The sequence below is a fragment of the Micromonospora sp. WMMC241 genome, assembly GCF_027460165.1.
GTDB classification, from domain to species: domain Bacteria; phylum Actinomycetota; class Actinomycetes; order Mycobacteriales; family Micromonosporaceae; genus Micromonospora; species Micromonospora humi.
In genome coordinates this window covers 732223-745129 of the sequence record NZ_JAPZBF010000001.1, presented here as the reverse complement: position 1 = coordinate 745129, position 12907 = coordinate 732223, and the positions used below count along the sequence as shown (strand labels likewise).

Here is a 12907-nt window from a genome sequence, read left to right as displayed (position 1 = left end):
GGGCGAGGGGCGGACGGTTATGACCTGTCTGGGTGGTCAGGCGTCCCGTTCGGCCCGCTCGACCACGTTGGTGAGCAGCATGGCCCGGGTCATCGGCCCGACGCCGCCCGGCATCGGCACCACCTTGCCGGCCACCTCGGCCACCTCCGGGTCGACGTCGCCGGTGTAGCGCCCCTTGCCGTCGTCGCCGATGACCCGGGTGATGCCGACGTCCACCACTGTCGCCCCGGGGGTGACCATGTCGGCGGTGAGCAGCCCGGGCACCCCGGCGGCGACGATGACCACATCGGCGGCGCGGGTGTGCGAGGCGAGGTCGAGGGTGCCGGTGTGGCAGAGCGTGACGGTGGCGTTCTCGCTGCGCCGGGTGAGCAGCAGGCCGAGCGGCCGGCCGACCGTGTTGCCGCGCCCGACCACCGCGACGTTCGCGCCGCGCAGCGGCACGTCGTGCCGGCGCAGCAGTTCGACGATGCCGCGCGGGGTGCAGGGCAGCGGGGCGTCGTAGCCGAGCACGAGCCGGCCCAGGTTGACCGGGTGCAGGCCGTCGGCGTCCTTGTCCGGGTCGATGGACTCCAGCGCCCGCTGGGTGTCCAGGTGGGCGGGGAGCGGGAGCTGGACGATGTAGCCGTGGCAGGCCGGGTCGGCGTTCAGCTCGGCGAGCGCCGCGTCGAGTTGCTCCTGGCTCGCGTCGGCGGGCAGCGTCACCCGTAGCGAGGCGATGCCGACCTCGGCGCAGTCGCGGTGCTTGCCGTTGACGTACGCCTGGGAGCCGGGGTCCTCCCCGACCAGGACCGTGCCGAGGCCCGGCGTGATCCCGCGCTCCGCGAGCGCCTTGACCCGCGCCCGCAGTTCGTCCTTGATCTCCGCCGCCGTGGCCTTGCCGTCCAGGATCGTCGCCGTCACCACGTGATCGTCTCACGTCTGCGCGGAGGAGCCGCGACGCCCGGCAAGGACGCGCCGACGCGTGGCCTTCATCACTGACGGTCACCAGACACCTCTCAAAATGGAAGATTCGGGCACGATGCGTCACTGCTCCGTTACCCATTCGTTGTCGATCCGCCGCACCGCGACCTACCGTTACGGCTCGTTGCGCAGCGTCACCCAGCGTCGGGCCGACCGCGCAGCGTGAGGAGATGAGGAGACTCCATGCGTGTTCGTAGGCTCGCGGCCTGGACCGCTCTCCCGCTCGCGGTGACCCTGGGCCTCGCGGCCTGCGGCACGGGCGGCGGCAGCGGCGGCGCAAGCGACCCCGACGCGGCCGTGCGGATCGAGATCGCCGAGCCGCAGCACCTGGTGCCGACCAACACCAACGAGACCAGTGGCTCGCAGGTGCTGTCGGCCCTGTTCAGCCCGCTCGTCGACTACGACGAGGCGAACAAGCCGCACGAGGTGGCGGCCGACTCGATCACCTCGTCGGACAACAAGGCCTGGACGATCAAGCTGAAGCCCGGCTACACGTTCCACAACGGCGAGAAGGTCACCGCCGACAACTACCTCGACGCCTGGAACTACGGCGCGTACGCACCGAACGGCCAGAACTCCAGCTACTTCTTCGAGAAGGTCGCCGGCTACCAGGACCTGCAGGGCGAGACGCCGAAGGCGAAGACGCTGAGCGGCCTGAAGAAGGTCGACGACCTGACCTTCACGGTGACGCTCACCGAGCCGTACGTGGACTTCAAGACCATGCTCGGCTACACCGCCTTCTACCCGCTGCCCAAGGCGGCCTTCGCCGCGCCGGGCGTGCTCGCCGAGGGCTACGAGCAGGCGCCGATCGGTCAGGGCCCGTTCAAGATGAAGGGCAACTGGCAGCACGACGCCAGGGTCGAGGTGGAGAAGTACGACGCCTTCCCGGGCGAGCAGCCCAAGGTGAACGGCGTCGAGTTCCGCATCTACCAGCAGCCGACCGCCGCGTACGCGGACGTGCTGTCGGACAACCTCGACGTGATCAAGACGATCCCGACCGAGAACCTGTCGACCGCCGCCACCGACCTCGGCGACCGGTTCCAGCAGAGCCCGGCCTCGTCGCTCCAGGTGCTGGCGTTCCCGACGTTCCAGAAGGAGTTCAGCAAGCCCGAGGTGCGCAAGGCCATCTCGATGGCGATCGACCGGGACGAGATCACCAAGTCGATCTTCAAGGACTCCCAGCAGCCGGCCCGCTCGTTCGTCTCGCCGGTGGTCGCGGGCTACCGGGAGAACACCATCGGCACCGCCGGCTCGTTCGACCCGGCCAAGGCCAAGGCCATGTACGAGGCCGCGGGCGGCCCGAAGAAGATCGAGCTGTCCTACAACGGCGACGGCGGCCACAAGGACTGGATCGACGCCACCTGCAACCAGCTCAAGGCCAACCTGGGCGTGGAGTGCGTGGGCACCGCCGAGCCGAAGTTCGCCGACCTGCTGACCAAGCTCAAGCAGAAGCAGTCGGTGGGCCTGTTCCGGATGGGCTGGGTCATGGACTACCCGTCCATGGAGAACTACCTGGGCCCGCTGTACAGCACCAACGGCTCGTCGAACTACTACGGCTACAGCAACCCGGAGTTCGACAAGCTGCTCGCCGAGGGCGCCCGCGCGGCGACCGAGGACGAGGCGGTCAAGAAGTACCAGGCGGCGGAGGACCTGCTCGCGCAGGACATGCCGGTGATCCCGCTGCGGTACGGGCAGAACAACTTCGGACACTCGACCAAGGTCAAGAACGTCCACGTGGACCTCTTCGACCGGGTGGACCTGCTGAAGATCGAACGCGCCTGACCTGACCGACCCACGGGCCGGGCCACCCCCACCGGGTGGCCCGGCTCTGGCATTGGCACGTATTTAGCGCATTTTCGGCAGACTTGCCAGCATGCTCCGGTTCATCCTGCGGCGACTGCTCCAGATGGTCCTCGCCTTCTTCGGGACCACGCTGATCGTCTACGCGCTGATGTTCGCCGGGCAGGGCGACCCGATCCAGGCGCTCGCCGGGGAACGGCCGGTCACCGCGGCCCAACGCGCCTACCTGACCGAGAAGTACCACCTGGACGCGACCGGGGTCGGCGGTTTCTTCTACCGCTACCTCAACTATCTCGGCGGCCTGCTCCGGGGCGACCTCGGCCAGTCGCTGACCGGCCGACAGATCGGCGACATCCTCGCCGCCGCCTGGCCGGTCACCGTGAAACTCGCAGTGATCGCGATGGCCGTGACCATCCTCGTCGGGGTCACCGCAGGGGTCATCGCCGGCATCCGGCGGGCCGGCGTCTTCGACCACGCGACGCTCGTGCTCACGCTGCTGGTGCTCGGCATCCCGACCATCGTGCTGGCCCCGCTGGCGCAGTACTTCCTCGGCGTACGCTGGCCGATCTTCCCGCCCACCGCCGGCGCGCAACCCTCGCTGTGGGCGCTGCTGCTGCCCGGCATCGTGCTCGGCTCGCTGTCGCTGGCCACCGCGCTGCGGCTGACCCGGACGTCGGTGTCGGAGAACCTGCGCGCCGACTACGTGCGGACCGCCCGGTCGAAAGGGCTGGTGCGGCGCCGCATCGTCGGCGTGCACGTGCTCCGCAACTCGCTCATCCCGGTGGTCACCTTCCTCGGCGTCGAACTCGGCAACCTGATGAGCGGCGCGATCATCACCGAGGGCGTGTTCAACATCCCCGGCGTCGGCTTCAACCTGTTCCGCGGCATCCGCACCGAGGACGGTCCGCTCGTGGTCGGCATCGTCAGCGTGCTCGTCGTGGTCTACCTGCTGTCCAACCTGGTGGTGGACGTGCTCTACGCCGTACTCGACCCGAGGATTCGCTATGAGTGACTTCGAGACGGTGGCGGCGACCGAGGACCAGTCGGCGCGGCGGGGCGTCTCCGGCGAGCCCGGCACCCCGGACCGGGCCGGCGAGCCGAACCGGCCGCGCAGCCTGGCCGGGGACGCCTGGCGGGACCTGCGCCGCAACCCGGTCTTCTGGCTCAGCCTGCTGCTGGTCCTGCTGGTCGCCGCGATGGCCGTCGCCCCCGGGCTGTTCACGTCGAACGACCCGCGCGACTGTGTGCTCTCCCGGCAGCACGCCGGGCCGTCCGGCGGGGCCATCTTCGGGTACGACTTCCAGGGCTGCGACACGTTCGCCCGGGCGGTCTACGGCGCCCGGGCCTCGCTGCTGGTCGGCGCGCTGTCGGCGCTGATCACCGGCGTGATCGCGCTGATCGTCGGGATGCTCGCCGGCTACTTCGGCGGCTGGGTCGACGCGGTGCTCTCCCGGGTGATCGACATCGTGCTCGGCATCCCGCTGCTGCTGGCCGCGATCGTGCTGCTCAAGCGGGTGAGCACCAGCGGCGAGACGGTACGCCTGTTCGCGGTCATCCTGGTGCTGGCGCTGCTCGGCTGGACCACCGCGGCCCGGGTGGTGCGCTCCTCGGTGATCACCGCGCGGGAGCAGGACTACGTGGCCGCCGCCCGGATGCTCGGCGCCGGCAACGGCCGGATCATGTGGCGGCACATCCTGCCGAACGCGCTGGCCCCGGCGATCGTGGTGCTCACCATCGCGCTCGGGTCGTTCATCGCGGCCGAGGCCACGCTGAGCTTCCTCGGCATCGGGCTGAAAGCGCCGACCATCTCCTGGGGCATCGACATCGACGCGGGCCGGGTGCACATGCGCGAGTCGGCTACGCCGCTGATCGTGCCGTCGACGTTCCTCGCGCTGACCGTGCTCGCCTTCATCATGCTCGGCGACGCGGTCCGCGACGCCTTCGACCCGAAGCTGCGGTGAGCCCGATGCCGACACCCGTCTCCCCCACCCCGCCCGACGGGCACCTGCTGGAGGTGCGGAACCTGCACGTGGAGTTCCGCACCGGCGAGGGCGTGGCCCGGGTGATCAACGGGGTGAGCTACCACCTGGACGCCGGCGAGACGCTCGCCGTGCTCGGCGAGTCGGGCTCCGGCAAGTCGGTCACCGCCCAGGCGATCATGGGCATCCTGGACACCCCGCCCGCGTACGTCCGCTCCGGTCAGATCCTCTACCAGGGGCGGGACCTACTCACCCGGTCCGAGGAGGAGCGCCGGCGGGTCCGCGGCACGGAGATCGCGATGATCTTCCAGGACGCGCTGTCCGCGTTGAACCCGGTCTTCCCGGTCGGCTGGCAGATCGGCGAGTCGCTGCGGCAGCGGGCCGGGCTGTCTCGCGCCGACGCGCGCCGACGCACCGTCGAGCTGATGGACCTGGTCCAGATCCCGGGCGCGGCGAAGCGGCTCGGCGACTATCCGCACCAGTTCTCCGGCGGGATGCGGCAACGCGTCATGATCGCGATGGCGCTGGCGCTGGACCCGAAGGTGCTGATCGCCGACGAACCCACCACCGCGCTCGACGTCACCGTGCAGGCCCAGATCATGGACCTCCTGGCCGACCTGCGGCGGGACCTCGGCATGGCGCTGATCCTGATCACCCACGACCTCGGGGTGGTGGCCGGCGTGGCGGACCGGATCGCGGTCATGTACGCGGGCCGGATCATCGAGCACGCCGACGTACGCGCGCTCTACCGGGCGCCCGCCCACCCGTACACCAAGGGGTTGCTGGAGTCGATCCCCCGGCTCGACGTGCGCGGCCAGGCGCTGTCGACCATCCGGGGGCTGCCGCCGAACCTGATGCGGATCCCGCCCGGCTGCCCGTTCCACCCCCGCTGCCCCTACGCGCGACAGGTCTGCGTGGACGAGGTGCCGCACGACCTGGTCCTCGGCGACGGCCGGACCAGCGCGTGCCACTTCGCGCAGGAGGTTCACGATGACCGTGCCCGCTAGCCCCGCCAAGGTCCGGGGCGAGACCATCCTCGGCGTCGACGAACTGGTCAAGCACTTCCCGATCACCCAGGGCGTCCTGTTCAAGCGGCAGATCGGCGCCGTGCGGGCGGTCGACGGGGTGAGCTTCGAGCTGCGTCGTGGCGAGACGCTCGGTGTGGTCGGCGAGTCCGGCTGCGGCAAGTCCACGCTGGCCCGGCTGCTCATGCGGCTGGAGACGCCGACGTCCGGCCGGGCCACGCTGGAGGGGCGGGACCTGTTCCAGGCGTCCGGCGGGGAACTGCGCCGGCTGCGGCGGAACATGCAGATGGTGATGCAGGACCCGTACACCTCGCTCAACCCGCGGATGACCGTGGGCGACATCGTCGGCGAGCCGTTCGCGATCCACCCGGACGCCGCGCCGAAGGGCAGCCGGCGGCAACGGGTGCGGGAGCTGCTGGACGTGGTCGGCCTCAACCCGGAGCACATCAACAGGTACCCGCACCAGTTCTCCGGCGGCCAGCGGCAGCGCATCGGCATCGCCCGGGCGCTCGCGCTGCGGCCCGACATCATCGTCTGCGACGAGCCGGTGTCGGCCCTGGACGTCTCCATCCAGGCCCAGGTGATCAACCTGCTGGAGCAGCTCCAGGACGAGTTCGGCCTCTCCTACATCTTCATCGCGCACGACCTGTCGGTGGTCCGGCACATCTGCGACCGGGTGGCGGTGATGTACCTGGGCCGGATCGTGGAGATCGGCACCGAGGAGCAGATCTACCAGCGCGCCACCCACCCGTACACCCAGGCGCTGCTCTCCGCGGTGCCGGTGCCCGACCCGGAGGCCCGCGACCGGCGGACCGTCATCCGGCTCACCGGCGACGTGCCCAGCCCCGCGGAGCCGCCGTCGGGCTGCCGGTTCCGGACCCGGTGCTGGAAGGCGGAGGAGGTCTGCGCGGTCCAGGACCCGCAGACGGTGCCCCGGGCGGCCGACCCGCACCCGTCGGCCTGCCACTTCGCCGAGGTGCGCACGGACGTCTGAGGCCCCGTCCCCCGGAGGAAGTGGGGACGAGGCCTCGCGGGACGCGGACGGGGTGCGTGAGGCGCGCCCCCGTGGGCGACGACGGCCCGCCTCGGAACCGCCGGGTCGACGCGGCGGAATCCGGTGCGGCTCAGGCGGTGGGCGGCGCCCGCGCGGCGCGCACGCCGCGCGGCGGCAGCGGCGGGGCCGGCGGCCGGTGCGCGGGCGCGGACCGCGCCGACACGACCGGGCCGGCCACGCTCGGGGGCACCGTCGGAAGCGGCCCGTCCGGCCCGTCGCCGTAGGCGAGGCCGCCGCGCCGGTCACCCCACCATCCGCCGGAGACCTCCGCGCACCGCCGTTGCGGGTACGCGCGGACCGCCGCGACCGGGTCCGACCCGGCCCGGCAGCCGGTGACCGGTACGACGCCGGGCGAGCCGGTGCCGGGCGGCGCGACGGCGGGCACCACCGTTGCCGGCGGCACGGTGGCCGACACCGGCGCGGCGGCGGACGGCACGGCGGCGGACGGCACGGCGGCGGACGGCACGGCGGCGGCCGACACCGGTGCGGCGGCGGGCCGGGCGGCGGGCGGCGGCGCGGCGGCGGCCGCACCGGCAGCCGAGCCGAGTGCCACGAGGACGAACGCCAGCGTGACGACGGCGGCGGTCAACCGGTCGCGCACGCGCATGGCACACCTGCCGGGGCTCATGAACAGTGGCGATGGTCGATCAACCGCCGCCGGGCACACGCTAGCAACCGGCCTCACCGCCGGGCAACGGAGTCCGGAGGGACGCGGGGGGCCGTCGGCCTTCGGCGTGTCGGGGCCAGCGGTATTGAAGCGATGAGAGCGGTATACCTCAGAGGCATATTTATGCCTCTGAGGTATACCGCTCAGAACTGACTGTTCCTTTGCCGGGGCTCACCCACGGTGATCGGCGGTGAGGCGCGGCGCGCGGATCGGACCTAGTGGAAGAAGTGCCGGGTGCCGGTGAGGTACATGGTCACGCCGGCCTCCTTGCAGGCCGCGATGGTCTCCTCGTCGCGGATCGAGCCGCCGGGCTGCACGATCGCCCGGACGCCGGCGTCGATGAGGATCTGCGGCCCGTCGGCGAACGGGAAGAACGCGTCCGAGGCGCAGACCGAGCCGCGGGCCCGCTCGTCGCCGGCCCGCGCGACCGCCAGCCGCGCCGAGTCGACCCGGTTGACCTGACCCATCCCGACGCCGACCGTGGCGCCGTCGCGGGCCAGCAGGATCGCGTTGCTCTTCACCGCGCGCACCGCACGCCAGGCGAACGCGAGGTCACGCAGCATCGATTCGTCGGCCGGATCGCCGGTGGCGAGCGTCCAGCCGGACGGGTCGTCGCCAGGGGCGTCCACCGCGTCCCGCGCCTGCACCAGCACACCGCCGGTGACCTGCCGCCACTCGGCCGGGCGCGGCGCGAACGCGGGCGCGCGCAGCAGCCGGATGTTCTTCTTCGCCCGCAGCAGCTCCAGCGCGCCCTCGTCGAAGCCGGGCGCCACCAGCACCTCGGTGAAGATCTCCGCCACCTGCCCGGCCAGCTCCACGCTCACCGGCCGGTTCACCGCGATCACGCCGCCGAACGCGGAGACCGGGTCGCAGGCGTGCGCCTTGCGGTGCGCCTCGGCCACGTCCGCGCCGACCGCGATGCCGCACGGGTTGGCGTGCTTGACCACCGCCACCGCCGGCTGGTCCGGGAAGTCGTGCGCGGCCCGCCATGCGGCGTCCGCGTCGACGTAGTTGTTGTAGGACATCTCCTTGCCGTGCAGCTGCTCGGCCTGGGCCAGCCCGGCCGGCGCGCCCGGGTCGGCGTAGAGCGCCGCCGCCTGGTGCGGGTTCTCGCCGTAGCGCAGCACGGCCTGCCGGCGCAGCGCCAGCCCGGCGAACTCCGGAAAGCCGTCCTCGGCCGGGGCGACAGTGGTGGCGAACCAGTCGGCCACGGCCACGTCGTAGTCGGCGATGTCGGCGAACGCCCGGGCCGCCAGCGCCCGCCGTCGGGCCAGGGTGAAGCCGCCGTCGGCGAGCGCGGCCACCACCGCCGGGTACGCGGCCGGGTCGGTCACCACCGCCACCGAGGCGTGGTTCTTCGCGGCCGCCCGCACCATCGCCGGGCCGCCGATGTCGATCTGCTCGACGCACTCGTCGGCGTCCGCGCCGGAGGCGACGGTGGCCTGGAACGGATAGAGGTTGGAGACCAGCAGGTCGATCCCGGCGATGCCGTGCTCGTCGAGCTGGGTCGCGTGGGTGTCCTTGCGCAGGTCGGCCAGGAGACCACCGTGGATCTTCGGGTGCAGGGTCTTCACCCGGCCGTCGAGGATCTCCGGGAAGCCGGTGACCTGCTCGACCGGGGTGACGGGCACGCCCGCGCCGGAGATCGTCGAGGCGGTGCTGCCGGTCGAGACGATCTCCACGCCGGCCTCGTGCAGGGCACGGGCCAGCTCGGCCAGGCCGGCCTTGTCGTAGACGCTGACCAGCGCGCGCCGGATCGGGCGACGGCCTTCCTCAGTGGTGCTCACGGAATGCTGACCTTTCTGCCGGTGATCGTCCAACCTTCACGGACCAGGCGGCCGACCTGCTCGACGAGCTGGCGCCGCTCGGCGGACTTGATGCGCTCGGTGAGCGTCTCCACGTCGTCGTCGTCGCGCACCGGAACGGCGACCTGGGCGACGATCGGGCCGGTGTCCATCCCGGCGTCGACGAAGAACAGCGTGGCCCCGGTGACCTTCACGCCGTACGCCAGCGCGTCGCGGGGGCCGTGGATGCCGGGGAACGCCGGCAGCAGCGTGTTGTGCGTGTTCAGGTAGCGGTCGCCGAACGACGCCAGGAACTCCGGGCCGACCAGCTTGAGGAACCCCGCGCTGACGACCAGGTCGGGCCGGTGCTCGGCCACCCGGGCGGTGAGCGCCTTGTCCCAGTCGGCCCGGGTGGGGTGGTCCTTGACCCGCTCGACGAAGGACGGCACGCCGGCGGCGGCGGCCCGGTCCAGGCCGGCGATCCCGTCCCGGTCGGCGCCGACGGCCACCACCCGCGCGCCGTAGCCGGGGTCGGCGGCGGCGTCCAGCAGCGCTTGGAGGTTGCTGCCGGAGCCGGAGACGAGGACGACGAGGCGGGCGACGGACGCGGGCTCGGTCACGCGGCAACCCTATCGGGCAGTCCGGCCGGTCCGGCCGTCGGGCGGCGGCTTGTCGGGTGATCTCCCCGGTGGCGCCGTCGCGGTACGCTGCCGGTCGCCCGGTGTCCGGCCTACGCCCGACCCGCACCCCCAGAGAACCCGGCACGTCGCCCGTGCCGCCGGACCTAGGAGTCACCCCCATGCAGCCCGGTTACCCCCAGCAGCAGCCCCCGCAGCAGATCGACAACAACATGACGATGTCGATCGTCGCGATCTTCCTGTTCTGGCCGCTCGCCATCCCGGCGATCATCAACGCGTCCAAGGTCAACCCGCTGATCCAGCAGGGCGACTACGCCGGCGCCCAGGCCGCCGCCGCCGAGTCCAAGAAGTGGTCCAAGTGGGCCCTGATCGTCGGCCTGGTCTGGATCGGCATCATTGTGGTGTGTTGCCTGTTCGGTGGCCTGGCGGGTCTCGTCGGCGGCAGCAGCGGCACGAACTGACCGACAGCCGAACCAATCTGAGGAGTTCCCTGACATGCAGCCCGGTTACCCCGGCCAGGACCCGTACGGCCAGCAGCCGAACCAGGACCCGACCGCCCAGCCGCACGACCCGTACGGCCAGCCGCCGCAGCCCCCGCAGTACGGGCAGCAGCCGCAGTACGGGCAGCAGCCGACCTCCGGTCAGCCCTACGGCGAGCCGACCTCGGGCCAACCCTACGGGCAGCCCACCTCCGGCCAGCCCTACGGCCAGGACCCGTACGCGCAGCAGCAGCCGTACGGCGCCGCGCCGCAGTACCCGGCCGCGGGCTACCCGGCCGGCCCGGGCACGGGTCAGGGCCAGAACAACACGCTGGGTCTCATCGGCATGATCGTCGGCATCGCCTCGATCGTGCTCGGCCTCTGCTGCCCGCTGCTGGGCGTCCCGGCCGGCATCGCCGGCGTGGTGCTCGGCGTGCTCGGCCAGAAGAAGGTCCAGGCCGGCGAGGCCAGCAACGCCGGCCAGGCCCGGGCCGCCCTGATCTGCGGCGCGATCGGCGTGGTCATCGGCATCATCAGCGCCATCGGCGGCGCCATCATCAACACGAGCAACTTCGGTTCCTGAGCGGTTCCCCGAGGGGCGTCCGGCGACTGGCCGGGCGCCCCTCGCGCGTCCCTGCCGTTTCCCTCGCCGGGCCCGGGTGGTCGGGGTGGGCGAGGGCTCCGGTCCGGTCGCGCCTCCGGGCGCGGGTCAGCGCGGGTCGGGGGCGGCGCGGGGCGGGACCGGCGGGCGAGCCGGCGGCGCGGGGCGGGTGAGGGAACGGGTGGCGGCGGCGCCGAGCATCGCGCCGACCGCGATCACCACCGTGGCCACGCCGAACACCGGCCAGGGCGGCGGACCGATCTCGGCCAGCCGGCCACCGCCGAGCGGCCCGCCGGAGGCCGCCGCGACCAGCCCCAGCAGCACGCCGGCGACCGGACCGGCGAGCGCGGCCGGGACCAGGAGAGCCCGCCAGCCGACCTCGGCGCGGTCCTCGGCCGCGGCGCGCAGCAACCGCCGGGCCAGCAGCCAGCCGGCCGCCATCGCGGCCAGCACCGGCACCGCGAGCAGCCCGGCGCCGAGCCCGTCCACCGGGCCGCGCGGCAGGCCGGCGAGCAGGGGTACGGCCGGCAGCGCACCGACCGACACCTCGCTGGTGCGGACCGCCGTGTCGGTGCCGACGGCGAACCCGGGGCCGAGCAGGTAGCTGGCGGACCAGGCGGTGGCGTTCGGCGCGTAGGCGAGGCTGACCAGCGTGATGCCCGCCTGGCCGGCCACCCCGGTGCGGTAGGCCCCGATCATGTCGGCCGCGTCCCCGCCGCCGGTGGCCACCGACAACCCGGCCGCGCCGGCGCTCGCGCCGAACAGCAGCAACGCGGCGACCAGCCCGGCGCGCAGCCCGTCGCGGACCGGCGGAGGGCAGCTCCTCGCCAGCAGCGCCCAGACCCCGGTGGTGCGCAGCGCGCCGACCAGGGCGGCCGGGGCGGCGAACGCGGCGAACGTCAACGCTGCGGTGACCGGGGAGACCCGCAGCCCGCCGGCGCTCGCGGTCAGCGCGCCGAGCGCGCCGAGCAGCGCGTACGCGATGCCGACCGCGACCGCGACGGTGAGCGCCTGCCGCGGCGAGCCGCCGCCGCGGGCGCCCACGGCCCGGCTGACGTGCACCCCGGCGCGGGTGAGCCGCCAGACGACGAGCACGCTCAGGGCCAGCGGCGCCAGGCCGAGCGGCCCGGCGGCGGTCTGCAGCGGCACCCCGTGCCCGAGCAGCCAGCCGGCGAGCCCGGCGCGCAGCGCGCCGGTGAGCGAGCCGGCGTCCTCGGTGAGCTGGGCGAGGCCGAGCACCACGGTGACCGGCAGCCAGGAGGTCACCGCGGCCCAGAGCGCGGCCACCCCGGCGGCGACGGGCAGCGGGGCCCGGTTACGGGACGGCTCGCCCGGTCGGGGCGCGGGCACCCGCGCGGCCGGGCGGGCACGGTCGCGCGGCCGGGCGCCGGCGGTCGGGCCGGCCGCGCGGCGAGGCTGGTCAGGGGTGACACGTGACATCGCCGTCTACTCTGGCACGCCGCGCTGAGGACGGCAGTCCGATACCGGGGCGGGACGGTGGCGAGTTCGCCGAACCTGAGGATCGGTCCCGGTGATCCGGTCTAGCCTCGGCTTGAGGCGCGACCTTTCCTGTCGCGGCGCCGACCGCTCGGAGGAAGCCGTGAACGCTCCGTATCCGCCGCCCCCGCCGCCGCCGGCCGCCGGGAGGGACCGGACCACGCTCTGGGGCGTCCTCGGCATCGTGCTCGGCCTGCTCTGCTGCGGCATCCTGGGCATCGTCCTCGGCTGGTTGTCGATCCGGGACGCGCGGCGCTTCGGCAAGTCGCCGCTGCTCGGCTGGCTGGCCATCGCGTTCGGCGTGATCAACATCGTCGCCAGCGCCATCGTGCGGGCCCGGGGCAGCTACTACTACCCGTACTGGTACCGCTGAGCGACGAGAGGGCCGACCGGAGAACCGGTCGACCCCCTCGACATGTCACG

General features: G+C 73.0%; 13 protein-coding genes. 8 read left to right on the top strand and 5 right to left on the bottom strand.

The window, feature by feature from the left end:
- Positions 1-36: 36 nt before the first annotated feature.
- Complete coding sequence (locus O7598_RS03655) at positions 37-900, bottom strand: bifunctional methylenetetrahydrofolate dehydrogenase/methenyltetrahydrofolate cyclohydrolase (protein WP_269690011.1); 864 nt, start codon at positions 898-900, stop codon at positions 37-39.
- A gap of 243 nt (positions 901-1143) precedes the next feature.
- Between O7598_RS03655 and O7598_RS03650 the strand changes: the two genes are divergently transcribed.
- The 5 genes from O7598_RS03650 to O7598_RS03630 all read left to right on the top strand — a co-directional run bounded on the left by O7598_RS03650 (position 1144) and on the right by O7598_RS03630 (position 6758).
- A complete protein-coding gene (locus O7598_RS03650) occupies positions 1144-2742 on the top strand; it encodes a peptide ABC transporter substrate-binding protein (protein WP_269690010.1) in 1599 nt (532 codons plus the stop codon).
- A 91-nt stretch (positions 2743-2833) separates the two neighbouring features.
- Positions 2834-3772 carry an ABC transporter permease gene (locus O7598_RS03645; RefSeq protein WP_091072116.1) on the top strand — a complete coding sequence of 313 codons (939 nt, stop codon included), beginning with the start codon at positions 2834-2836 and terminating at the stop codon, positions 3770-3772.
- Positions 3765-4721: an ABC transporter permease gene (locus O7598_RS03640; RefSeq protein WP_269690009.1), complete on the top strand. Its 957-nt coding sequence runs from the start codon at positions 3765-3767 to the stop codon at positions 4719-4721. The genes O7598_RS03645 and O7598_RS03640 overlap by 8 nt, the downstream gene beginning before the upstream one ends.
- Before the next feature lie 5 nt (positions 4722-4726).
- Positions 4727-5746: an ABC transporter ATP-binding protein gene (locus O7598_RS03635; RefSeq protein ID WP_269690008.1), complete on the top strand. Its 1020-nt coding sequence runs from the start codon at positions 4727-4729 to the stop codon at positions 5744-5746.
- A complete protein-coding gene (locus tag O7598_RS03630) occupies positions 5730-6758 on the top strand; it encodes an ABC transporter ATP-binding protein (protein WP_269690007.1) in 1029 nt (342 codons plus the stop codon). The genes O7598_RS03635 and O7598_RS03630 overlap by 17 nt, the downstream gene beginning before the upstream one ends.
- A 130-nt stretch (positions 6759-6888) precedes the next feature.
- Here O7598_RS03630 and O7598_RS03625 read toward each other — a convergent pair whose 3' ends face one another.
- The 3 genes from O7598_RS03625 to purN all read right to left on the bottom strand — a co-directional run bounded on the left by O7598_RS03625 (position 6889) and on the right by purN (position 9889).
- Positions 6889-7425: a hypothetical protein gene (locus O7598_RS03625; protein ID WP_269690006.1), complete on the bottom strand. Its 537-nt coding sequence runs from the start codon at positions 7423-7425 to the stop codon at positions 6889-6891.
- A gap of 275 nt (positions 7426-7700) precedes the next feature.
- Entirely contained in the window at positions 7701-9272 is a 1572-nt protein-coding gene (purH, locus tag O7598_RS03620) for a bifunctional phosphoribosylaminoimidazolecarboxamide formyltransferase/IMP cyclohydrolase (protein WP_269690005.1), read from the bottom strand.
- Complete coding sequence (gene purN, locus O7598_RS03615; protein ID WP_091072134.1) at positions 9269-9889, bottom strand: phosphoribosylglycinamide formyltransferase; 621 nt, start codon at positions 9887-9889, stop codon at positions 9269-9271. Before purN ends, purH begins: the two co-directional genes overlap by 4 nt.
- 179 nt (positions 9890-10068) lie before the next feature.
- Here purN and O7598_RS03610 point away from each other — a divergent pair, with 179 nt between their 5' ends.
- Both O7598_RS03610 and O7598_RS03605 read left to right on the top strand, forming a co-directional pair.
- The gene (locus tag O7598_RS03610) at positions 10069-10368 is read left to right on the top strand and encodes a CD225/dispanin family protein (protein WP_091072139.1); all 300 of its coding nucleotides are present in this window, start codon (positions 10069-10071) and stop codon (positions 10366-10368) included.
- A 34-nt stretch (positions 10369-10402) separates the two neighbouring features.
- Positions 10403-10969 carry a DUF4190 domain-containing protein gene (locus O7598_RS03605; RefSeq protein WP_269690004.1) on the top strand — a complete coding sequence of 189 codons (567 nt, stop codon included), beginning with the start codon at positions 10403-10405 and terminating at the stop codon, positions 10967-10969.
- Positions 10970-11095: 126 nt separating this feature from the next.
- Here the strand turns inward: O7598_RS03605 and O7598_RS03600 are convergent, their stop codons facing one another.
- Positions 11096-12427 (bottom strand): cell division protein PerM, encoded by a 1332-nt coding sequence (locus O7598_RS03600; protein ID WP_269690003.1) that lies wholly within the window; start codon positions 12425-12427, stop codon positions 11096-11098.
- 160 nt (positions 12428-12587) lie between these two features.
- On the opposite strand from O7598_RS03600, the gene O7598_RS03595 reads away from it, so the two are divergent.
- Positions 12588-12857 (top strand): DUF4190 domain-containing protein, encoded by a 270-nt coding sequence (locus O7598_RS03595; protein ID WP_269690002.1) that lies wholly within the window; start codon positions 12588-12590, stop codon positions 12855-12857.
- Positions 12858-12907 lie beyond the last annotated feature (50 nt).

Coding starts and splice junctions, on each gene's coding strand:
- O7598_RS03610 (WP_091072139.1), top strand. CDS start 10,069: ATGCAGCCCGGTTACCCCCAGCAGCAGCCCCCGCAGCAGATCGACAAC.
- O7598_RS03650 (WP_269690010.1), top strand. CDS start 1,144: ATGCGTGTTCGTAGGCTCGCGGCCTGGACCGCTCTCCCGCTCGCGGTG.
- O7598_RS03600 (WP_269690003.1), bottom strand. CDS start 12,427: ATGTCACGTGTCACCCCTGACCAGCCTCGCCGCGCGGCCGGCCCGACC.
- O7598_RS03645 (WP_091072116.1), top strand. CDS start 2,834: ATGCTCCGGTTCATCCTGCGGCGACTGCTCCAGATGGTCCTCGCCTTC.
- O7598_RS03635 (WP_269690008.1), top strand. CDS start 4,727: ATGCCGACACCCGTCTCCCCCACCCCGCCCGACGGGCACCTGCTGGAG.
- O7598_RS03625 (WP_269690006.1), bottom strand. CDS start 7,425: ATGCGCGTGCGCGACCGGTTGACCGCCGCCGTCGTCACGCTGGCGTTC.
- O7598_RS03630 (WP_269690007.1), top strand. CDS start 5,730: ATGACCGTGCCCGCTAGCCCCGCCAAGGTCCGGGGCGAGACCATCCTC.
- O7598_RS03640 (WP_269690009.1), top strand. CDS start 3,765: ATGAGTGACTTCGAGACGGTGGCGGCGACCGAGGACCAGTCGGCGCGG.
- O7598_RS03605 (WP_269690004.1), top strand. CDS start 10,403: ATGCAGCCCGGTTACCCCGGCCAGGACCCGTACGGCCAGCAGCCGAAC.